At 35.9% G+C, this 21,537-nt stretch carries 21 protein-coding genes and 2 pseudogenes; 10 read left to right on the top strand and 13 right to left on the bottom strand.

Features of this window, described 5'->3' with window-relative positions:
- Positions 1-194 precede the first annotated feature (194 nt).
- Positions 195-1,400 carry a tetracycline efflux MFS transporter Tet(B) gene (gene tet(B), locus A9G32_RS09080; protein WP_001089072.1) on the bottom strand — a complete coding sequence of 402 codons (1,206 nt, stop codon included), beginning with the start codon at positions 1,398-1,400 and terminating at the stop codon, positions 195-197.
- Positions 1,401-1,481: 81 nt separating this feature from the next.
- Between tet(B) and tetR(B) the strand changes: the two genes are divergently transcribed.
- Positions 1,482-2,105 (top strand): tetracycline resistance transcriptional repressor TetR(B), encoded by a 624-nt coding sequence (gene tetR(B) / locus A9G32_RS09085; RefSeq protein WP_000088605.1) that lies wholly within the window; start codon positions 1,482-1,484, stop codon positions 2,103-2,105.
- Here tetR(B) and A9G32_RS09090 read toward each other — a convergent pair.
- The 3 genes from A9G32_RS09090 to A9G32_RS09100 are packed head-to-tail and all read right to left on the bottom strand — an operon-like array spanning position 2,083 to position 3,476.
- Complete coding sequence (locus A9G32_RS09090) at positions 2,083-2,769, bottom strand: ArsR/SmtB family transcription factor (RefSeq protein WP_001284954.1); 687 nt, start codon at positions 2,767-2,769, stop codon at positions 2,083-2,085. The two genes, tetR(B) and A9G32_RS09090, sit on opposite strands and share 23 nt — an antisense overlap.
- Before the next feature lie 7 nt (positions 2,770-2,776).
- Positions 2,777-3,163 carry a hypothetical protein gene (locus A9G32_RS09095; RefSeq protein ID WP_000460651.1) on the bottom strand — a complete coding sequence of 129 codons (387 nt, stop codon included), beginning with the start codon at positions 3,161-3,163 and terminating at the stop codon, positions 2,777-2,779.
- Positions 3,156-3,476: an antibiotic biosynthesis monooxygenase family protein gene (locus A9G32_RS09100; protein ID WP_000562370.1), complete on the bottom strand. Its 321-nt coding sequence runs from the start codon at positions 3,474-3,476 to the stop codon at positions 3,156-3,158. The genes A9G32_RS09095 and A9G32_RS09100 overlap by 8 nt, the downstream gene beginning before the upstream one ends.
- 443 nt (positions 3,477-3,919) lie before the next feature.
- On the opposite strand from A9G32_RS09100, the gene gltS reads away from it, so the two are divergent.
- Positions 3,920-5,125, top strand: coding sequence for a sodium/glutamate symporter (gene gltS / locus A9G32_RS09105; protein ID WP_000599533.1), 1,206 nt, complete (start codon positions 3,920-3,922; stop codon positions 5,123-5,125).
- A 230-nt stretch (positions 5,126-5,355) separates the two neighbouring features.
- Positions 5,356-5,475: pseudogene (locus tag A9G32_RS09110) on the top strand (LysR family transcriptional regulator); the annotation flags it as partial.
- A 15-nt stretch (positions 5,476-5,490) separates the two neighbouring features.
- Here the strand turns inward: A9G32_RS09110 and A9G32_RS09115 are convergent.
- A complete protein-coding gene (locus A9G32_RS09115) occupies positions 5,491-6,699 on the bottom strand; it encodes an IS4-like element ISVsa5 family transposase (protein WP_001352368.1) in 1,209 nt (402 codons plus the stop codon).
- Between the two features lie 139 nt (positions 6,700-6,838).
- On the opposite strand from A9G32_RS09115, the gene A9G32_RS09120 reads away from it, so the two are divergent.
- Complete coding sequence (locus tag A9G32_RS09120) at positions 6,839-7,138, top strand: hypothetical protein (protein ID WP_065577680.1); 300 nt, start codon at positions 6,839-6,841, stop codon at positions 7,136-7,138.
- A 740-nt stretch (positions 7,139-7,878) separates the two neighbouring features.
- On the opposite strand, the gene A9G32_RS09125 is transcribed toward A9G32_RS09120, so the two are convergent.
- The gene (locus A9G32_RS09125) at positions 7,879-9,234 is read right to left on the bottom strand and encodes a PFL family protein (protein ID WP_065590648.1); all 1,356 of its coding nucleotides are present in this window, start codon (positions 9,232-9,234) and stop codon (positions 7,879-7,881) included.
- 35 nt (positions 9,235-9,269) lie between these two features.
- Positions 9,270-9,539: an ACT domain-containing protein gene (locus tag A9G32_RS09130; RefSeq protein WP_065560430.1), complete on the bottom strand. Its 270-nt coding sequence runs from the start codon at positions 9,537-9,539 to the stop codon at positions 9,270-9,272.
- A 140-nt stretch (positions 9,540-9,679) separates the two neighbouring features.
- On the opposite strand from A9G32_RS09130, the gene A9G32_RS09135 reads away from it, so the two are divergent.
- Complete coding sequence (locus A9G32_RS09135) at positions 9,680-10,894, top strand: pyridoxal phosphate-dependent aminotransferase (RefSeq protein ID WP_065590649.1); 1,215 nt, start codon at positions 9,680-9,682, stop codon at positions 10,892-10,894.
- Positions 10,895-11,104: 210 nt separating this feature from the next.
- Positions 11,105-11,894 (top strand): annotated as a pseudogene (locus A9G32_RS12640) (IS3 family transposase).
- 138 nt (positions 11,895-12,032) lie between these two features.
- Here A9G32_RS12640 and A9G32_RS09145 read toward each other — a convergent pair.
- Entirely contained in the window at positions 12,033-12,317 is a 285-nt protein-coding gene (locus A9G32_RS09145; RefSeq protein ID WP_065590651.1) for a hypothetical protein, read from the bottom strand.
- A gap of 834 nt (positions 12,318-13,151) precedes the next feature.
- Between A9G32_RS09145 and envC the strand changes: the two genes are divergently transcribed.
- Both envC and A9G32_RS09155 read left to right on the top strand, forming a co-directional pair.
- Positions 13,152-14,360: a murein hydrolase activator EnvC gene (gene envC, locus A9G32_RS09150; RefSeq protein ID WP_065590652.1), complete on the top strand. Its 1,209-nt coding sequence runs from the start codon at positions 13,152-13,154 to the stop codon at positions 14,358-14,360.
- A complete protein-coding gene (locus A9G32_RS09155; protein WP_065590653.1) occupies positions 14,360-15,163 on the top strand; it encodes a divergent polysaccharide deacetylase family protein in 804 nt (267 codons plus the stop codon). Before envC ends, A9G32_RS09155 begins: the two co-directional genes overlap by 1 nt.
- 16 nt (positions 15,164-15,179) lie before the next feature.
- Here A9G32_RS09155 and rapZ read toward each other — a convergent pair whose 3' ends face one another.
- From rapZ to dsbB, 4 genes are all read right to left on the bottom strand, one after another.
- Positions 15,180-16,028, bottom strand: a complete 849-nt coding sequence (gene rapZ / locus A9G32_RS09160) for an RNase adapter RapZ (protein ID WP_065590654.1) — start codon at positions 16,026-16,028, stop codon at positions 15,180-15,182.
- A gap of 81 nt (positions 16,029-16,109) precedes the next feature.
- On the bottom strand, positions 16,110-16,703 hold the full coding sequence (locus A9G32_RS09165; RefSeq protein ID WP_065590655.1) for an XTP/dITP diphosphatase: 594 nt from the start codon (positions 16,701-16,703) through the stop codon (positions 16,110-16,112).
- Between the two features lie 84 nt (positions 16,704-16,787).
- Positions 16,788-17,444, bottom strand: a complete 657-nt coding sequence (gene rluA, locus A9G32_RS09170) for a bifunctional tRNA pseudouridine(32) synthase/23S rRNA pseudouridine(746) synthase RluA (RefSeq protein ID WP_065590656.1) — start codon at positions 17,442-17,444, stop codon at positions 16,788-16,790.
- 78 nt (positions 17,445-17,522) lie between these two features.
- The gene (gene dsbB / locus A9G32_RS09175) at positions 17,523-18,056 is read right to left on the bottom strand and encodes a disulfide bond formation protein DsbB (protein ID WP_065590657.1); all 534 of its coding nucleotides are present in this window, start codon (positions 18,054-18,056) and stop codon (positions 17,523-17,525) included.
- A gap of 146 nt (positions 18,057-18,202) precedes the next feature.
- Between dsbB and rluC the strand changes: the two genes are divergently transcribed.
- Both rluC and A9G32_RS09185 read left to right on the top strand, forming a co-directional pair.
- Positions 18,203-19,186 carry a 23S rRNA pseudouridine(955/2504/2580) synthase RluC gene (rluC, locus tag A9G32_RS09180; RefSeq protein ID WP_065590658.1) on the top strand — a complete coding sequence of 328 codons (984 nt, stop codon included), beginning with the start codon at positions 18,203-18,205 and terminating at the stop codon, positions 19,184-19,186.
- Between the two features lie 23 nt (positions 19,187-19,209).
- Positions 19,210-19,872: a histidine phosphatase family protein gene (locus tag A9G32_RS09185; protein ID WP_065590659.1), complete on the top strand. Its 663-nt coding sequence runs from the start codon at positions 19,210-19,212 to the stop codon at positions 19,870-19,872.
- A gap of 66 nt (positions 19,873-19,938) precedes the next feature.
- Here the strand turns inward: A9G32_RS09185 and A9G32_RS09190 are convergent, their stop codons facing one another.
- The gene (locus A9G32_RS09190; RefSeq protein ID WP_065590660.1) at positions 19,939-21,390 is read right to left on the bottom strand and encodes a beta-barrel assembly-enhancing protease; all 1,452 of its coding nucleotides are present in this window, start codon (positions 21,388-21,390) and stop codon (positions 19,939-19,941) included.
- Positions 21,391-21,537: the final 147 nt, after the last annotated feature.

Below are 21,537 nucleotides of genomic sequence, written 5' to 3' on the forward strand. Positions count from 1 at the left end.
TGTTTAAAATCATCTGTGAATGTTCGTCTTTTGCGTTTAATCTTATTCATATTTGTTCCTTTTTTAGTTGTGATAAGTTTACCTTACCCCTTAAAAAAGTTGTATGAATTAGTGTAGCCGATCCAAAATGCCCTCTTGGGTTATCAAGAGGGTCATTATATTTCGCGGAATAACATCATTTGGTGACGAAATAACTAAGCACTTGTCTCCTGTTTACTCCCCTGAGCTTGAGGGGTTAACATGAAGGTCATCGATAGCAGGATAATAATACAGTAAAACGCTAAACCAATAATCCAAATCCAGCCATCCCAAATTGGTAGTGAATGATTATAAATAACAGCAAACAGTAATGGGCCAATAACACCGGTTGCATTGGTAAGGCTCACCAATAATCCCTGTAAAGCACCTTGCTGATGACTCTTTGTTTGGATAGACATCACTCCCTGTAATGCAGGTAAAGCGATCCCACCACCAGCCAATAAAATTAAAACAGGGAAAACTAACCAACCTTCAGATATAAACGCTAAAAAGGCAAATGCACTACTATCTGCAATAAATCCGAGCAGTACTGCCGTTTTTTCGCCCCATTTAGTGGCTATTCTTCCTGCCACAAAGGCTTGGAATACTGAGTGTAAAAGACCAAGACCCGCTAATGAAAAGCCAACCATCATGCTATTCCATCCAAAACGATTTTCGGTAAATAGCACCCACACCGTTGCGGGAATTTGGCCTATCAATTGCGCTGAAAAATAAATAATCAACAAAATGGGCATCGTTTTAAATAAAGTGATGTATACCGAATTCGATTGCGTCTCAACCCCTACTTCGGTATCTGTATTATCACGTGTATTTTTGGTTTCACGGAACCAAAACATAACCACAAGGAAAGTGACAATATTTAGCAACGCAGCGATAAAAAAGGGACTATGCGGTGAAATCTCTCCTGCAAAACCACCAATAATAGGCCCCGCTATTAAACCAAGCCCAAAACTTGCCCCTAACCAACCGAACCACTTCACGCGTTGAGAAGCTGAGGTGGTATCGGCAATGACCGATGCCGCGACAGCCCCAGTAGCTCCTGTGATCCCTGAAAGCAAACGGCCTAAATACAGCATCCAAAGCGCACTTGAAAAAGCCAGCAATAAGTAATCCAGCGATGCGCCTATTAATGACAACAACAGCACTGGGCGCCGACCAAATCGGTCAGACATTTTTCCAAGCCAAGGAGCAAAGATAACCTGCATTAACGCATAAAGTGCAAGCAATACGCCAAAGTGGTTAGCGATATCTTCCGAAGCAATAAATTCACGTAATAACGTTGGCAAGACTGGCATGATAAGGCCAATCCCCATGGCATCGAGTAACGTAATTACCAATGCGATCTTTGTCGAACTATTCATTTCACTTTTCTCTATCACTTATAGGGAGTGGTAAAATAACTCTATCAATGATAGAGTGTCAACAAAAATTAGGAATTAATGATGTCTAGATTAGATAAAAGTAAAGTGATTAACAGCGCATTAGAGCTGCTTAATGAGGTCGGAATCGAAGGTTTAACAACCCGTAAACTCGCCCAGAAGCTAGGTGTAGAGCAGCCTACATTGTATTGGCATGTAAAAAATAAGCGGGCTTTGCTCGACGCCTTAGCCATTGAGATGTTAGATAGGCACCATACTCACTTTTGCCCTTTAGAAGGGGAAAGCTGGCAAGATTTTTTACGTAATAACGCTAAAAGTTTTAGATGTGCTTTACTAAGTCATCGCGATGGAGCAAAAGTACATTTAGGTACACGGCCTACAGAAAAACAGTATGAAACTCTCGAAAATCAATTAGCCTTTTTATGCCAACAAGGTTTTTCACTAGAGAATGCATTATATGCACTCAGCGCTGTGGGGCATTTTACTTTAGGTTGCGTATTGGAAGATCAAGAGCATCAAGTCGCTAAAGAAGAAAGGGAAACACCTACTACTGATAGTATGCCGCCATTATTACGACAAGCTATCGAATTATTTGATCACCAAGGTGCAGAGCCAGCCTTCTTATTCGGCCTTGAATTGATCATATGCGGATTAGAAAAACAACTTAAATGTGAAAGTGGGTCTTAAAAGCAGCATAACCTTTTTCCGTGATGGTAACTTCACGGTAACCAAGATGTCGAGTTAACCACCCTTTAGATTCATAAAGCGAAAATAATGCGGCTCCAACGTACCCACCTAAATGGAAACGGCGTTCACTCCAATCTAAACACGCACAACAGATTTTACGTGAATGTTTGGAAGGAACGTCAATTCCCATTTCATGAAAATATTGAATACCACTTAATGTGATCATTGAACCATTTTCAGTGATCCATTGCTGTTGACAAAGGGAATCATAGATCTTAACGGCAACTTCGCCAGCTAAATGATCATAGCAAGTACGTGCTTTTCGTAAATGCACTGGCGTGGAAACTTTGGCATGTACGCCATGGTTTAAGGAGATCCCCATCATACTTTCCATCAATTCAGCAATATCTTTTCCTGCTAGCCGAAAATAACGATGCTTGCCTTGAGCTACTACTGTGATTAGCTGGCAATCTAATAATTTAGATAAATGACTGCTCGCCGTTGAAGCTGATATATTCGCCACAGAACTTAGCTCAGTGGCCGTCCAAGCTCGCCCATCCATCAAAGCACTGAGTATTTTAACTCGTGAAATGTCAGACATAGCCGCCCCTATCGCGGCTATTGAGGACTCAAAGGTAACCTCTTTTCGTATTAAATTAGCCATCGCAAGTTCACTTTATTGCCCAAGGGAGCGTAACAGATGCAGCCATACTATCATTGTCCGTTATTAATATCAGTTGGTTAGCATGGTCACTGTATTGCACTAAAATATTAATGTTATTCTCCGCCAATACTCGTGCTATTTCGCCAAGTTCCCCCGGTTTTTCCTGTTTTAACTTACGAATTAATGGTGTCCGGATCGCAAGTACTAACAGTCCAGCTTGCTCTAGCGCTATTTTAGCTTCCTTTCCTTGTTCAACAAGAAAATGAGCATGGCATTCATCACCAACCGTAAATATCCCTCCCCCTTCCAATCCAATACCTTTATTACCTAATGTTTTTCCTAGTAATGCTAATTGTCCTATTTGATTATCTAAAACAACGTGAACATCAAACATTATCCTTGTCCTTTTTAAATGAATATTCGCGAGTAATATGAGCAATACTAATTTTGTAAAAATCAAATATTGACTCTCGCCCTTCTTGTTGAGCTTTCGCATGTAAAACATGATTTTTCCATTGCAGAACTGCGTATTCGTTTTCCCACCAAGATAGCGATAACATTTTTCCTTCTGTAGCTAGACTTTGAAAACGTTCAATTGAAATAAAACCAGCTACATGACTTAATAGTGGTCTTAACTCCTCAGCTAAAGTCAAATAGCGAGTTTGTTGGTCGGGTTGTATTTGCACCTCAAATATTACAGCAATCATATTTTTCTCCGTTATTAATCAACAAACAGAGTAATCCACCCGAAAATTAACACTTCGATAAGCAACGAAATATAGAAAGGTCATGCTGCTGTTTTATGTTGTATATCACACTTCTTTAAATTGCTCGGCCTGCGCTTATCATGTTCTCCTTCTCTTATAATTTTGTTTATTATTTATACTTTTTTATTTTTTGCTATCACCGAAAATAGTGCGGATCCCGCATGGTATTTAGGTTTACCCATCATTAAATACCATTGTTGTTATTTTAATCTTTTTAATATTTCATGATTAAGATCACACTAAAATTATGACCCTATTAACTAAAAGTTATGGATACCCTAATAAAACTCATTGTTAAAGATTAGTTAACCAAAGTAACTTCATTTTTCACTATTGTTAAATTGTTATAGTGAAAATTCTGGTAAACTAATAGAGGTAAAAAAATGATCCTAGATGCCAGTTATACATTATTAGTCGCATGTATCGCGCTACTCATAGGAATGTTTGTCGTAAAATTTACCCCGTTCCTACAAAAAAACCACATACCAGAAGCCGTCGTTGGTGGCTTTATTGTTGCAATTGTTCTGTTAATTATTGATAAAACATCAGGTTATTCGTTTACTTTTGATGCTTCATTGCAAAGTTTATTAATGCTCACATTCTTTTCCTCTATCGGGCTAAGTTCTGACTTTTCTCGACTGATTAAAGGAGGAAAGCCGTTAGTTCTATTAACTATTGCAGTAACGATCCTAATCGCCATTCAAAATACTGTCGGCATGAGTATGGCTGTCATGATGAATGAAAGTCCATTTATTGGCTTAATTGCAGGTTCAATTACTCTAACAGGTGGTCATGGTAATGCCGGAGCATGGGGCCCTATTCTCGCTGATAAATATGGTGTAACAGGCGCCGTTGAATTAGCGATGGCTTGTGCAACACTTGGATTAGTGTTGGGTGGTTTAGTTGGCGGCCCTGTTGCCCGTCATCTTTTGAAAAAGGTCTCTATTCCTAAAACAACCGAGCAAGAGCGCGACACTATCGTTGAAGCTTTTGAGCAACCAAGCGTCAAAAGAAAAATCAATGCAAATAACGTTATTGAAACCATTTCAATGCTGATTATCTGTATTGTTGTTGGTGGCTATATCAGTGCATTGTTTAAAGATACTTTTCTGCAACTGCCTACTTTTGTCTGGTGTTTATTTGTCGGTATTATTATCCGTAATACACTGACTCATGTATTTAAACACGAAGTGTTTGAGCCGACCGTCGATGTATTAGGTAGCGTTGCTTTATCGCTTTTCTTGGCAATGGCGTTAATGTCATTAAAATTTGGTCAATTGGCAAGCATGGCAGGGCCAGTATTAATTATCATTGCTGTACAAACTGTTGTCATGGTGCTATTTGCCTGCTTTGTCACCTTCAAAATGATGGGCAAAGATTATGATGCTGTCGTGATCAGCGCGGGTCACTGTGGCTTTGGTATGGGAGCAACACCAACAGCAATTGCGAATATGCAAACAGTCACAAAAGCATTTGGACCATCACATAAAGCTTTCCTTGTCGTTCCTATGGTCGGTGCCTTTATTGTTGATATTTCAAACAGTATCTTAATTAAAATATTTATTGAAATTGGTACATACTTTACCTAATAGCTACACACTACTCGGCGTACTTCTCCTAACAATTTATTATAGGGCAGTATGCCGAGCCGCTTTCTTACCCCGTATATTCCCCTAGTCAATCTATTTAGCTTGCACGTTTACGAATTAATTCTCGTGACAACTAAACCAAAATTTGAATTATGACGAGTATATCTGATTATTTATACTTTATTCGTTAGAATAGTCCGTAGAAATAAATAATCAGTAGGCTACATGGAATGAAATTAAGACATCTCGATATCTTTTATGCTGTAATGACTTGTGGTTCCTTAACGCGTGCGGCTGAAGTTTTACATATTTCTCAACCCGCGGCGAGTAAAGCACTCAAACATGCTGAGCACTGAGAGATCCCCTCATAATTTCCCCAAAACGTAACCATGTGTGAATAGATTTTGAGTAAGCAGGGTTGCAGCCACGAGTGAGTCTTCCCTTGTTATTGTGTAGCCAGAATGCCGCAAAACTTCCATGCCTAAGCGAACTGTTGAGAGTACGTTTCGATTTCTGACTGTGTTAGCCTGGAAGTGCTTGTCCCAACCTTGTTTCTGAGCATGAACGCCCGCAAGCCAACATGTTAGTTGAAGCATCAGGGCGATTAGCAGCATGATATCAAAACGCTCTGAGCTGCTCGTTCGGCTATGGCGTAGGCCTAGTCCGTAGGCAGGACTTTTCAAGTCTCGGAAGGTTTCTTCAATCTGCATTCGCTTCGAATAGATATTAACAAGTTGTTTGGGTGTTCGAATTTCAACAGGTAAGTTAGTTGCTAGAATCCATGGCTCCTTTGCCGACGCTGAGTAGATTTTAGGTGACGGGTGGTGACAATGAGTCCGTGTCGAGCGCTGATTTTTTCGGCCTTTAGAGCGAGATTTATACAATAGAATTTGGCATGAGATTGGATTGCTTTTAGTCAGCCTCTTATAGCCTAAAGTCTTTGAGTGACTAGATGACATATCATGTAAGTTGCTGATAGGTTTCCAGTTTTCCGCTCCTAGGTCTGCATATTGTACTTTTCCTCTTACTCGACTTAACCAGTACCAACCCAGCTTCTCAACGGATTTATACCATGGCACTTTAAAGCCAGCATCACTGACAATGAGCGGTGTGGTGTTACTCGGTAGAATGCTCGCAAGGTCGGCTAGAAATTGGTCATGAGCTTTCTTTGAACATTGCTCTGAAAGCGGGAACGCTTTCTCATAAAGAGTAACAGAACGACCGTGTAGTGCGACTGAAGCTCGCAATACCATAAGCCGTTTTTGCTCACGGATATCAGACCAGTCAACAAGTACAATGGGCATCGTATTGCCCGAACAGATAAAGCTAGCATGCCAACGGTATACAGCGAGTCGCTCTTTGTGGAGGTGACGATTACCTAACAATCGGTCGATTCGTTTGATGTTATGTTTTGTTCTCGCTTTGGTTGGCAGGTTACGGCCAAGTTCGGTAAGAGTGAGAGTTTTACAGTCAAGTAAGGCGTGGCAAGCCAACGTTAAGCTGTTGAGTCGTTTTAAGTGTAATTCGGGGCAGAATTGGTAAAGAGAGTCGTGTAAAATATCGAGTTCGCACATTTTGTTGTCTGATTATTGATTTTTGGCGAAACCATTTGATCATATGACAAGATGTGTATCTACCTTAACTTAATGATTTTGATAAAAATCATTAGGGGATTCATCAGTACCAAGCATTAATTATAGCTGTTTAGTTTTCATGAGACTTTTTAGCCAAAAAATTATGATATGTAATAGTTTAGAAGATATTGGCGATCTTCTTCATAGTTTTGTATTTAAATATATAGAATTTGGAAACAGATATTTTCATAGAATAAAGCACTATTGGCTTTTTATCTATTATGATTACTTTGATATGTATGATGGTCTTAATTGTTATTGTGCCGAAAAACAACTTAGTGAAGCAAAACGATATACAAGAATAAAAGCCTTAGCAAAAAGATTTTATTCTTTTTTAAATAATAAAGAAATGGTGGAATATTTAGCTAAACATATATAGTTAGATCTAAATTAATCCATTATTTATCTTGTGGTGAACACTTTAAGTGTACACTTGTGAATAGTAAATCATTAAGTGTTCACCGCTCAAACCCTTTTATAATAAGGCTTCAAGCAAGTAGTGAACACCGTGAACACTTTTTTATAAAATTTTATTTTTATGGGGGGAGGTATAAAAATCTAAAACATAATTAACGGATACCGCTCACCTAGATAAATTTTTACACCGTCAAAATTCTAAAACCAATTTTTAACCTTTCAATTTGGCAAGATTAAAATACCTAATATTGGGGATCAGTTTTTATTTTGGGGGTACAAATGGGGGTACGGCAAACAGAAGAAACAAACACAATGCTTTATGAAAAATGATTTAAACAGTGCTTTTCAAGTCCCGCCCACGCACCAAATCAATAAACAGCAACATTCTTTTAAACCCTGCAAAGCACACCAAACCCAGTAATAACAAGCCTTAAAGTCTATTTTATTGCCCATTAAGTATCAGTAAGGTACATTTTAAACCACATCTTAAACCACACTTTTAGGTATATACTTAAGTACAAATACTATATAATTAAAAATTATATACTTAAAATTATTATGGCAAGAAAAGCAGCCTTGATAATAGATACCCGAATAAAAGCCACCAATTCATGAAATAAGGAATATTCATTATTTATAGCGATAATCCGCCTACCTTGCTGTAGACGGAGTAAGGGAAAATATTCATTTAAAATAAATATATTAGTTTTTAAATGAATGAATTGGAGCGGGAATTCTTCCACCTCGATTAATAAAATCACATGAACTAAATTTGTTTACTGACATAACGGGAGCATGGCCAAGTAAACCACCAAATTCAATGTTATCTCCTACTTTTAATCCCTCGGCTGGAATAATTCGCACCGCTGTTGTTTTGTGGTTAATCACCCCTATTGCAGCCTCATCTGCAATGATCGCCGAAATAGTTTCAGCTGGCGTATCGCCTGGAATTGCAATCATATCCAGTCCAACAGAACAAACACAGGTCATTGCTTCTAGTTTTTCAAGATTAAGTGCACCGTTATTTACAGCATCAATCATACCTGCATCTTCCGAAACAGGGATAAATGCACCGCTTAATCCGCCAACATGGCCACAAGCCATTACTCCACCTTTTTTAACCGCATCGTTTAGCATAGCTAGTGCTGCAGTTGTACCGTGTGTACCAACTGCTTCTAATCCCATTTCTTCTAAAATGTGTGCAACCGAATCACCAATTGCTGGGGTTGGAGCTAACGATAAATCGACAATACCAAATTTAACGCCTAAACGTTCAGAAGCTTCTTTACCGACCAGTTGCCCCATACGAGTAATTTTAAATGCAGTTTTTTTGATAGTCTCAGCTACAACATCAAATGGCTGACCTTTGACTTTTTCAAGTGCTCGCTTAACTACACCAGGACCACTGACACCAACGTTAATGACGCAATCAGCTTCCCCTACGCCATGAAAGGCACCTGCCATAAATGGATTATCTTCAACAGCATTAGCAAACACAACTAACTTAGCGCAGGCCATGCTACTATTATCAGCTGTTAATTGCGCAGCTTCTTTAATGACATTTCCCATTTGCTTTACTGCATCCATGTTGATCCCGGTTTGTGTAGAGCCAACATTTACCGAAGAGCAAACTCGTTCAGTTTGTGCAAGTGCTTGTGGAATTGATTTAATTAAAATTTCATCCCCTTTATGGTAACCTTTTTGTACCAGTGCTGAAAATCCACCAATAAAGTTAACACCAACTGCTTTGGCCGCTTCATCCAAAGTTTTAGCAAACGCTACATAATCTTTATCATCACTAGCACCGGCAATTAAAGATATTGGCGTAACAGAAATACGCTTATTGATTATTGGAATACCGAATTCTGAAGTAATCTGATCACCTACTTTAACAAGATCTTTTGCCAGACGTGTAATTTTGTTATAAATCTTTTGGCGTGCTTTTTCACCATCACTATCTATACAATCAAGAAGAGAAATACCCATGGTTATTGTGCGGATATCAAGTTTTTCTTCCTCAATCATTTTAATGGTTTCGAGGATTTGTTTTGTTTCCATTAGTATTATCCTTTTATTAAAATATAGAATTAATATTATAAACGATGCATAGCATCAAAAATTTCTTCTCTTTGAAGATTAACTTTAACTTTTAGATTTTCACCTGTTTGCATCAACACAGTTTTTACTTCATCAAATGACACATTAATTTTAGATAGGTCAAGTAACATAATCATCGTAAAATACTCATCCATAATAGTTTGGCTGACATCTAAAATATTAATATCTAATTCATATAACTTTTGGCTAATACCAGCAATAATACCTGTTTGATCTTTACCAATTACCGTTAAAATGGTTTTCATAACACTCCTCCGCACAAAAAATAGACAATTAAATAATATTTATTGAGCTAACTATAATAGCATCTTCAAAAATTATCGAAATAGGAGTAGATTGTTTTTTTCAGTAAAAATATCAATACAAGAACTAAAAAGAGCAACTTATGGTAAATTTCTCAAAATCCACAAAATTGGATCATGTTTGTTACGATATCCGTGGTCCAATTCTAGAGCATGCAAAACGACTGGAAGAAGAAGGTCAAACTATCCTGAAACTCAATATTGGAAACCCAGCGCCGTTCGGTTTTGCTGCGCCTGACGAATTATTAATTGATGTGATTAGAAACTTACCTTCCTCACAAGGATATTCCGATTCTAAAGGCCTTTATTCTGCTCGTAAAGCAATCATGCAGTATTATCAAGCTCGCGGAATTAATAGTTTAGATGTTGAAGATATTTACATCGGTAATGGTGTATCAGAATTAATCGTTCAATCCATGCAGGCCTTACTAAATAGTGGAGATGAAATACTCGTACCTATGCCTGATTACCCATTATGGACAGCAGCTATTAGTTTGTCTGGAGGTAGCGCTGTGCACTATCTTTGCGATGAAGAATCAAATTGGTCACCTGATATTGAAGATATTAAACGGAAAATAACTCCAAACACTAAAGGAATAGTAATTATTAATCCTAACAACCCGACAGGCGCTGTTTATAGTAAAGAAGTATTACTTGAGATCGCTGAAATCGCTCGTCAAAATAATCTAATCATCTTCGCTGATGAGATTTACGATAAAATTTTATATGATGATGCAGTGCATTATTCAATTGCCGCATTGGCCCCCGATTTATTTGTCATTACCATGTGTGGCCTATCAAAAACTTATCGAGTTGCTGGTTTTAGGCAAGGCTGGATGGCGCTTTGTGGCCCAAAAAACCATGTAAAAGGCTATATTGAAGGCTTAAATATGCTAGCTTCAATGCGTTTATGTGCTAATGTGCCATTACAACATGCTATTCAAGGAGCGCTAGGAGGCTACCAAAGCATCAATGAATTTATTGTTCCTGGAGGTCGCTTATATGATCAATGTATGTTGGCATGGCGTTTACTTAATGAAATCCCTGGGGTTTCATGTACTAAACCACAAGGTGCCTTGTATCTATTTCCAAAATTAGATCAGAAAAAATTCAACATCCATAACGACCAAAAACTCGTATTAGATTTTTTGTTACAAGAAAAAGTATTACTTGTACAAGGAACTGGCTTTAATTGGCATAAACCGGATCACGTTAGAATTGTTGCTTTGCCTCATTCTGGCCAACTTGAAGAGGCTATTGGAAGATTTGCTCTCTTTCTATCTTCCTATAAGCAATAAATCGTTCATTGATTAATCCCCAGTTTCTGCTGGGGTAATTTTAATAGCTCAGCCAAAATAGATTTATAAAACCATATTTAACATTGTTTTTTTATTGTTGTAAAATACGGCTTATCTTCCTGTTTGAAACTTTGGATAGGCTACACTAATTAGTACCAGTTTTATAAGGTCATTGTTATGATAAACTAAAAATAAAAGAAGGTAACAACAATGACAATCGATTCATCGCGAAGAACAAAACGTAGCTTTACTAACGAGTTCAAAAAACAAATGGTCATGCTATATCAAAATGGTAAAAAACGTGTGGATATCGTCTCAGAGTATGACCTCACCAAGTCAGCATTAGATAAGTGGATAACGCAGTACCAAACTACTGGCTCATTCATCGCAAAAGATAATCGTCGAACTGAAGAGAACGAACTTATCGCGCTACGCAAAGAGAATAAACGCTTGTTAATGGAGAATGATATCCTAAAGCAAGCGGCGTTGGTAATGGGAAGAAAATCGAGTTAATTTTACATAATAAGCATCGATACAGCTTACGTGCATTATGTCGATGTTTAAATGTAACCCGAAATCGTTTCTATTATCAACGGCAATTATCGCAGCAACCACAAGATATATCGCTGAGTGAAATAGTGGGTGAAATTTTTAATAATAATTATCAAGTTTATGGTACAAGGCGTCTGCAAGCAGAGCTGAGAAAGCAAGGCATAACCGTGTCTCGACGCCAAATAGGTCGAATCATGGCGAAAAATGGCTGGGTTTCGAAATACACCTGTAAAAAAGGTCGTTAAGTCGCAAAGGCTGTCCTTATGATAACGCAATTGCAGAAAGCACATTTAAAGCAGTGAAAACAGAATTTGTGTCAAATACTATTTTTGATTCACTGGCGCAACTTAAGTTGGAATTTAATCACTATGTGGATTGGTTTAATTATAATCGACTTCATTCAACATTAAATTACCAGTCGCCGATTGAATACAAAAGAAATCAATGACCTTATCTTTTTGGTACTAAAAAGTGTGGACATACCGATTTGATATTGTTGATCCATAAATATTATTGTTAATAAAGGCTGATTAATTTTTAAATAAATACGTAAAGTCCAAATATAGAATCAAAAAAACGATCATATTTATTGCTTATTTTTAATAATTATTTTTTTTAATCTTTTAATTTCATTAATTAATTTGGGAATATCTTGTCGTGCGTGTGCAATAAATTCTGGATCATCTATTGTTCCACCAATAAGTTCAATATTTTTTCCACGATTACATTCAGTTCCTGTGAGAATAAAATTTGAGCCACTAGTATGATCTCTACCTTCTACATATGATATCCATGGCCCTTTTGTTGCTTTTTTACATCGCTGAATTATTAGATTCAATTCATCATCTGATATTTTATTATCATCTTGCATTAATGACTCCTTTTGAGGTTTGATTTGGCTAATAGATTCTTATGAGTAGGTGTCATGAATCATCAGATTGCTTCGTACATACCTATATTATTTTGTTATTTCGGTAATATTGTTGTCTATATTGGTCTGGCGATAACTTACCTTCAGTTGTGGTGTATACGATTATAATAAATTTAAATATATTCATAATATTGTTAGCCAGATTCGTCATTGTAGTAACAACATAAATAATATATGTTTTGAGTGTATAAGAAAAGCTCAACGACCTTATTATCGCAATAATTTTTCTATCGACTAATGCTTTGCCTAGGCTCAAATTATCAACAGTAAATTTTTATCAACTTACCGTAATGTGTTGCTTGCTATTCTTGATAATTTTGCTTCTAGTTGTTAATGGATTTTAATTATGCTTTCATCAATAAATTTTCATTATAAATATTGTATATAATGAATAAATTTATATATTTTAATTAATGTACTTTTCTGACCGTAGATTAAAACATCGGTAAATCATACTTTAGTAGTTAAATTTCTTGGTATATTTCGCTAGGGATGCCAAAAACTTGCATTCTGTATAAAGTAGCTTTTAGTATGTTGTTATGTATTTGTTTATTGTGAATTCGACCTGTATTCAAAATTAGTAAAGTCACGGATAGCTCACTTTAATAATAACTATTTTTCCGTTCAGAAATGAGATACAAAACATACTAATTTTTTATCTAAAAAAACAAATTATCCTACTTTGTGTGTGGGTTTCATTTTGCATCTTGGTCTATTTATCGGTATAGTGATACTATCATTATTGTTTGGTTATAAATCATAAATATAAACGCCATGTCTGTTTATCAGAAAATTATTGTTATTGTTTTTGTTGGATTAATAAAAATTAGTTTTTTATATGCTAATGATAATCAGCAACTTCAATCTTTACGTCACGCTATTGAAGAACAAGAAAAGCGTTTAGCACAACAAAAAGAAGAGCGTAATCAGTTGGTTAATAATCTTAAAGAACAAGAAACCAAAATAGCTAACCTTCTAACCTCAATTGAAAAGAATGACTTATCACTTAAGAAACTCGATCAAGAAATCAATAAGTTGATTGAACAAATTGATATATTAACTATAAAACAAAAACATCAACGAATTATATTATCAAAGCAGCTCGAAAGTGCATTTAAACTAGGCAAAACAACTGGTTTGGAGTTAATTTTTTCGGGCGAAAAGAGCGAACGTAATGATCGTATAATTGCTTATTACAGCTACATTAATCAAGCACGGCAACAGCAAATTCACAATCTTCAAGATACTCAAACCCAATTGATCGAGAAGAAAATTGAGTTACAAAAAAAACAAGTTTTGCATAAAGAATTACAAATTAAACAGAAAGAACAACAAGTAGGACTTGAAAAAAATCGTCAAAATCGACAAAACACGATAAATTCTCTTGAATCATTGATGCAATTAAATCAACAAAAATTAACCGACTTGCGTAATAATGAAGCTAAACTACAGGCTAAAATTGCTCAAGCTGAACGTAAAAATAGACGTATTGCAGAAGAAGAAGCAAAACAAGCAAAATATATTGAAGAAAAGCAGAATAATTCTCGTTATACTCCTAATCCTGATGAGCTAGCATTAATGGCTCGCGTAAGTGGTATTGGTAAGCCACAACATCAGTTTAATTGGCCAGTGAATGGTAATATTGTACATCAATTTGGAGAATCACTCCAAGGTGAGCTACGTTGGAAAGGGATGGTGATTAATGCTAAAGATGGTGCTCAAGTTAAAGCCATTGCTGGTGGACGGGTCATCTTGGCTAGTTGGTTACAAGGTTATGGTTTTGTTGTTGCATTAGATCATGGTAAAGGTGATATGAGTTTATATGGTTATAACCAGCGTATTTTAGTTGAGGTGGGTGATAAGATTCATATTGACCAACCTATTGCATTGGTTGGTTCAAGTGGTGGGAAAAACATATCTGCTTTATATTTTGAGATTCGCCGCGATGGTAAGGCACTTGATCCGAGAGAGTGGTTAAAGTAATGCGTTGTTTTATTAACCTTTTTTTTATCATTTTCTTAGTGCTAAATTCCAACTATATATGGGCAGCAAAACTTGCAATAGTCATTGATGATTTTGGCTATCGCCAGCATAATGAAGAGCAAATAATTTCATTTTCTCCTAATATTACTATTGCAGTTTTACCAAATTCGCCTAATGCTAAACGTATTGCAACTATAGCCCATAATAATGGTAATGATGTGTTAATTCACTTACCTATGGCTCCATTAGGTAAACAGCCACTAGAAAAAGAGACTCTATTTCCTTCGATGGATGAAGCTGAAGTAAACCGAATAGTGACAAATGCTGTTGAACAAGTGCCTTATGCGATTGGAGCTAATAATCATATGGGAAGTTTGATGACAGCGGATCTTACTGGTATGATAAAAGTTATGAAAGCATTAAGTCAATATTCGATGTTTTTTTTAGATAGTAAAACAATCGGTAAGACTCAAATAAAAAAAGCTGCTAGCTACTATAACATCCCAGTATTAACGCGTGATGTATTTTTAGATGCTCAACAAAAAGAAAGTGCTATTAGCTTGCAATTTGATTTGGCGATAAAATTGGCACGCAAAAATGGCGTTGCTATTGTTATTGGTCATCCACATCCACAAACAGTTAATATATTAAGGCAGAAGCTTGCAAATTTACCTTCAGATATTGAATTGACCAAGGTTAGTCAATTAATTACGGCAATACCAGCTTCAGCTAATCATAAAACTACACTAAAAGATATTTTTGAAAAATGTAAAAAAAACATTGATAGATTATCGAATTTTTAAAATTGAAAGATAATCATCATTTTTTTTCTAAAGTTCGATGGCGAATTTTTACTTGTTTGTTTTGTGCTTTAAAAAATGCGGCTAATTGTTCAGCAATAAAGACAGAACGATGTTGACCACCTGTACATCCAATAGCAATGGTTAAGTAACTGCGGTTGTTTTTTTCTAATAAAGGTATCCATTGATTTAAGTAATTGGCGGTTTGATAGATAAAATTGGATACTTCATTGTGTTGTAATAAATATTCTTTTACTGGCTTATCTAATCCTGTTAATGGGCGCAAATTCACTTCCCAATGTGGGTTAGGTAAAAACCTGACATCAAATACAAAATCAGCATCAATGGGTAAGCCATGTTTAAAGCCAAATGATTCAAAAATAAAGGTTAATTCACGCTCTTTTTTACCTAAAATACGTGATCTTAATATGTCTGATAGTTCATGTACTGATAGGTCATCGGTATTTATAACTAGGCTTGCGTTAGATTTTAAAGGTTCTAGATATTTTTCTTCAAGATCTATTGCTTCTTCAAGAGAATAGTGTTGATTGGTTAATGGATGTATCCGTCGTGTTTCACTATAGCGTCGAATTAACGTATTACGACTACAATCGAGGAAAAGTATTTCAGGTGTCACCGATTCGGGTAAACGTTGAAATATATCATTATTAAAATCAAATTGTTCAGGCAAATTTCGAATATCAATGCTAACTGCAACTGGCGTGTTGTGGTTTTTTAATGAGTTGGCTAATTGAGGTAATAAAGCAACTGGGATATTATCAACACAATAAAATCCCATATCTTCTAGAGCGCGTAGGGCGATTGATTTTCCCGATCCAGAGCGACCACTTACTATCATTATAATCAAAATATTAACTCCAATATCATTAATGTATTAAGTATATACTGTTTACTTCTTGATATGCAATTTCGAGTATAAATAAGTTTGCTAAGCAGTTTTAATTTTTTCAATCAATTGTTTTAGAGCTTGACCTCGATGTGATATTTGGCTTTTTTGTTCTTTTGTTAGCTGTGCTGCGGTGCAGCCTAGTTCTGGTACATAAAAAAGTGGATCATAGCCAAATCCCCCATCACCTTGTTCTTCATTTAAAATTAAACCATCCCATTTTCCTAAGCAGATGATAGGTGTTGGGTCGTTTTCGTGTCGCATAAAAACTAGCGCACAATAAAAGTAAGCGGTACGTTTTTCTTTTGGGATATTTTGTAATGCTTTAAGTAATTTTTGATTGTTACTTTTGTCGTTACCGTGTTCACCTGCATAACGAGCAGAATAGATCCCAGGTTGCCCATCAAGTGCATCGACCGCTAAACCAGAGTCATCAGCAATGGCGGACAGTCCAGTTAATTTGGCAGTATGTCTTGCTTTTAAAAGTGCATTTTCAATAAATGTTAAGCCTGTTTCGTCGGCATCCGGTATATTAAATTGGCTTTGTGCAATAATATCAAAACCTGCATTAGCGAGTAATGTTTGCAATTCATTGACTTTGCCTTGATTATTCGTTGCTAAAACAATTTTTTGCATTTTAATTTCCTTTATATCAGTTGTTTATCTTTTATTCGCATGAGCAGATTTTATATAATGGTCGCTAATTTTATATTTCTATTTTTAAAAATCAGGTTCGCAGCTAAACGTCATACTTTCGCCTGTTTTAGGATGGTTAATTGTTAGTAATTGAGCATGCAATAGCAGCCTTTTAGACATAGTAAAGGCTTCAGGGTGGGCATAGAATTTATCGCCTAAAATAGGGTGACCAATGGCTTGCATATGTACCCGTAATTGATGTGATCGCCCAGTAAACGGAAATAATTGCACTCGTGTTGTGTTGTCTGGATTGCGTGAAATGACTTGATACTCTGTCAGCGCATGTTTGCCATTTTCTAAATCGACCATTTGCCTTGGTCGATTGGGCCAATCACAAATTAGGGGTAATTCAACACGACCAGAATCTTGCTCAAGATGCCCATGCACTACAGCAATATAGGTTTTTTTAGGAATACGTTCACGAAATTGTTTTTTTATCTCTCGATCGGCGAGTTTAGAAAGTGCGGCAACCATGATACCACTGGTTGCCATATCTAACCGATGCACGGATTCGACGTAGCTATATTTTTGTTGCAATCGGTGAATAATACTATCAATAAATTGAGGTTTATTGCCCGAAACCGACAAAATACCTGGTTGTTTATTTACAACCACAATATGGTCGTCTTGATGCAAAATCGATAGCCAAGGTTCAATAGGTGGGTGGTATTCCAAAAGCATTTATGTGTGACGTTTGTAAAATAAAATTATCACACATTCTAACAAACTCAACAAAAAGTGCTAGTTTTATAAATAAAGTCATTTACTCCAGATTGAATTTTTTGAGGATAAAAAGAACTGAGATATTAATACAGCCAAACCAACAATAAAATAGCAAGCAAAAATAATAATCATCCATTGTGACATTTCAATTGTTAGAAATGTCCAAATTTTATCGGCACATGAACCATAAGCATTAAACAAACTAGGAAACCACGAATCTAATGGTAGCCAAGTAGGAAAGTGTACGTTAATTGAGCAAGTATCATTTAGATTAGGTTCAAATTGTAGATGAGCATGAAATGTTGCTAATGAAAAGCCTTTATAGGCGCTAAAAAGCCAAATGAAAATACCTATTAATCGAACAAAAATGTTGCGAGGAGCAATTATTCCAATAATGCTAGCCAACATGATACCAAAAATAGCGCAACGCTGATAAATGCAGAGAGTACAAGGCGCAAGCCCTAAACCATGTTGAAAATAAAGTGCGGTTATTTCAAAAGTAAAAGTAGAAAAGAACAATAAGAACCAAGCCAATCTAGCTTGTGAGTATTGATTAAGCAATGATAACATACTATTTTATTCCCTCAGATTTCGCTATAATCTTTCTTCTTTAATTATATTGAATATAATCTATCTTATTTTTACTACGATAGTGTAGTTTATTTTTGAGTAATGTAAAACGATTTTATTTATTGACGGCGGATTAATCATTCCTTATGCACTCAACGGTTCCACATACAAAACTACAAGTCTCATTTGTTACTATTTCTGAGGAAAATGCGACACAGCGTATTGATAACTTTTTAATCACCTATTTAAAAGGTGTGCCAAAAAGTATGATTTATCGCATTTTAAGAAAGGGTGAGGTTCGTGTTAATAAAAAACGGATTAAACCTGAATATAAATTAAATATTGGCGATGAAATTCGTATTCCTCCTGTTCGTATGACTGAAAAACCCACGCCAGAGATTTCGACCAAGCTTAATAAAGTCGCTGATTTAGAAAAGGCAATCATTTATGAAGATGAGGTAATGTTGGCAATTAATAAGCCATCGGGTATTGCTGTTCATGGCGGTAGTGGCTTAAGTTTTGGTGTAATTGAAGGATTACGCGCCTTAAGACCTGAAGCGAAATTTTTGGAGCTGGTGCATCGCATAGATCGCGAAACATCGGGCGTGTTATTGATTGCCAAAAAACGCTCAGCACTAAAAGCGCTACACGAGCAGTTGCGCCTGAAGCAAATGCAAAAAAATTATTTGGCACTTGTTAAGGGGAATTGGCCTTCTGAATGTAAAGTAATACAAGCCCCACTGCTTAAAAATGTATTAAAAAGCGGTGAGCGTGTGGTAAAGGTTGATAAAGAGGGTAAGCCTTCTGAAACGCGTTTTAAAGTTGAGGAGCGCTTCAATTTTGCCACTTTGATTAAAGCAAGCCCTGTTACTGGGCGTACACACCAAATTCGCATACACACTCAATACGCAAGCCATCCAATTGCTTTTGATGATCGTTATGGCGATAGGCAATTTGATGCGTTATTAGCTGATACTAAGCTTAATCGTTTATTTTTACATGCAGCAAGCGTAAGATTTATTCATCCTAAAAGTTTGCAAGAAATGCAATTAAATGCACCAATGGATGATGTTTTGCAGACTTGCTTGTCGTATCTAAGAAAAGATAAATATGAAAAAACAGAATCTTAAAATAAAAAAGGTAGTTAGTACGAATGAAAGATATTAATTTATATTTAATTAGACATGGTCAAACGCAATGGAATATTAAAGATCAGATGCAAGGTTCTCAAAATTCACCTTTAACAGATCAAGGTATTTTGGGTGCTAAAGTGACAGGACAACATTTAAAAAATGTTCCTTTTATGCAAGCATACTCAAGTACACAACAACGAGCTATGGAAACTCGAGATTATATTGTTAAAGAAAATAATATAGTTATTCCTACTTTTGAGCTTGCTGATCTGCGTGAGATGGATTTTGGCATTTGGGAAGGCAAGAAAGTCCCTCAATTGAAAAAGGAGTTTCCAGAATTCACTACTTATTTGACAGATCCTGCTAATTTTGATGCTTCGGTCAATCAAGGTGAAAATTATTTTGATACCCTTTTGCGTATGAAGCAGGGGTTAAATACTATTGTAAAAAATGCACCTCAAGATACGGGTAATATTTTGGTTGTGTCACATGGAACGGTATTACGTATATTACTTTGTGTTTTAAATGGTGGTGATTGGCGTTTACATCGTGATGAGGATTATTTCCCTCGAATGTTAAATACTAGCATTAGTGTGGTTAATTATAAGCAAGGTAATGAACAATCTGAAGGGACATTTACTGTAAAATTCTTCAATAATGTGGATCATTTAGTTGATAAATAAGTATTTTTTTATCTTCTCGACTAATGGGTGTGTAAATAATTAGTCGAGAAGGTTTTGTTAATAAAATTATCGTTTATAAGCTGCATAACGTTTTTGTAGCTGCTTTAATTGATTAATTCTTGCATCAATTTTGGAAATCATTGTCTGATCGCCTTTTGTTTGATTCTTAGCGTTTTGTAGTAGTTGTATGGATTGTTGAAATTGACCTTCTAATGCAATTAATTCCGCTCTAGCACTCATTTCTTTTGCTCTTGCATGTAATCCCCCGTAAGCAGTGATGAGTAATTCCCATCCATTTGAGTCATCATTATGGTCAAAAGTATAGCGATGTAACAAGCTTACGGCTTGTTGATAATTTTTGTTTTTTATATACGCATTAGCTAAGTTTAGTTGCAATGCAGAACTGTTTGGTGCTTTTTTTAATGCTGCTTGTAGACGAGTGATTGCAGTACTGCTATTGTTGAGCGCTAAATCAATATCAGTCATTAAATCAATATACCAAATATTATTGGGATCACTATCTAATAATGGCTGTAGTTGTTGTTTCGCTTTTTGATTATTTCCACTTAGATTATCTGCTAAAGCATTAGCATAAATAATAGCTGTTTTACTTTGTTCATTGTTTAGTTTTTTATAATCTTCAACTAATAGCTTTGCGGTATTTTTATTTTTAGCCATTAATATGGCCAATCGAGCTTTCGCTAAATAGTAGTTTAATGACGGAGATACATTTTTTTTGCTATATTGCAATGAACGATTTCGAATATCGGTTAATCGGCTGTTAGGTAATGGGTGAGTAAGTAAAATTTCGGGAGCTTTACTACTAAATCGGCTTTGATCGGCAAGTTTTTGTAGAAATTCTGATGAAGCATAAGGATCAAACCCTGCTTTAGCAAGCGTTCTTAAACCAACACGATCGGCTTCTTGTTCATTACTTTGCGTAAAACTAATCATATTTTGAGCTGATCCTGCCATGGTGCTTGTCATCGCCGCCATGCCAGCTTCGGGATTGGCTAATGTTAGTAGTAGAGAGCCTAATGTTGCACCCCAAACATAAGGGCTATTACGGTTTTGGTTTTCCATTGCTCTGGCTAAATGGCGTTGGGTGACATGGCCAATTTCATGAGACATAACAGAGGCTAATTGGCTTTCATTGTCGGTGTCTAATATTAGTTTAGAATGAATGACGACATTTCCACCAAAAAAAGCAAATGCGTTAAGTACGTCACTTTTCATAATATAAAAATGGAATGGCGTTTTTACTGATTCTGATTTTGATACTAATTTTTTGCCTAGATCATTAATATATTGGTTTAAAACAGGGTCGTTTATTATGGGAGCACTTGCTCGTAACATTCGCATATAATAATCGCCCATTTCCATTTCTTGGCCAATGCTAAGCGTTGTGGCTGCCGCAGTGCCAATATCAGGGAGGTTAATATTATCAGCATAAACGATAGATGTACTTTGTAATAATAATGAGGTGGATAATACCAATGCGATTGTTTTTTTTAACATTATTCTAACCAATTAAAATAAGAGTTGCGTTGATTTATTCTAGCTGAAAAAAACAACAATATCACTTTGAATTTATAATTAAGGGTTTAACTTATTTGATGTAATATGTGTTATGAATAATAATGTTTATTCTTGAATTGGTAAAAT

Source organism: Gilliamella sp. Gris3-2, from assembly GCF_001690345.1.
Classification (GTDB): Bacteria; Pseudomonadota; Gammaproteobacteria; order Enterobacterales; family Orbaceae; genus Gilliamella; species Gilliamella bombi.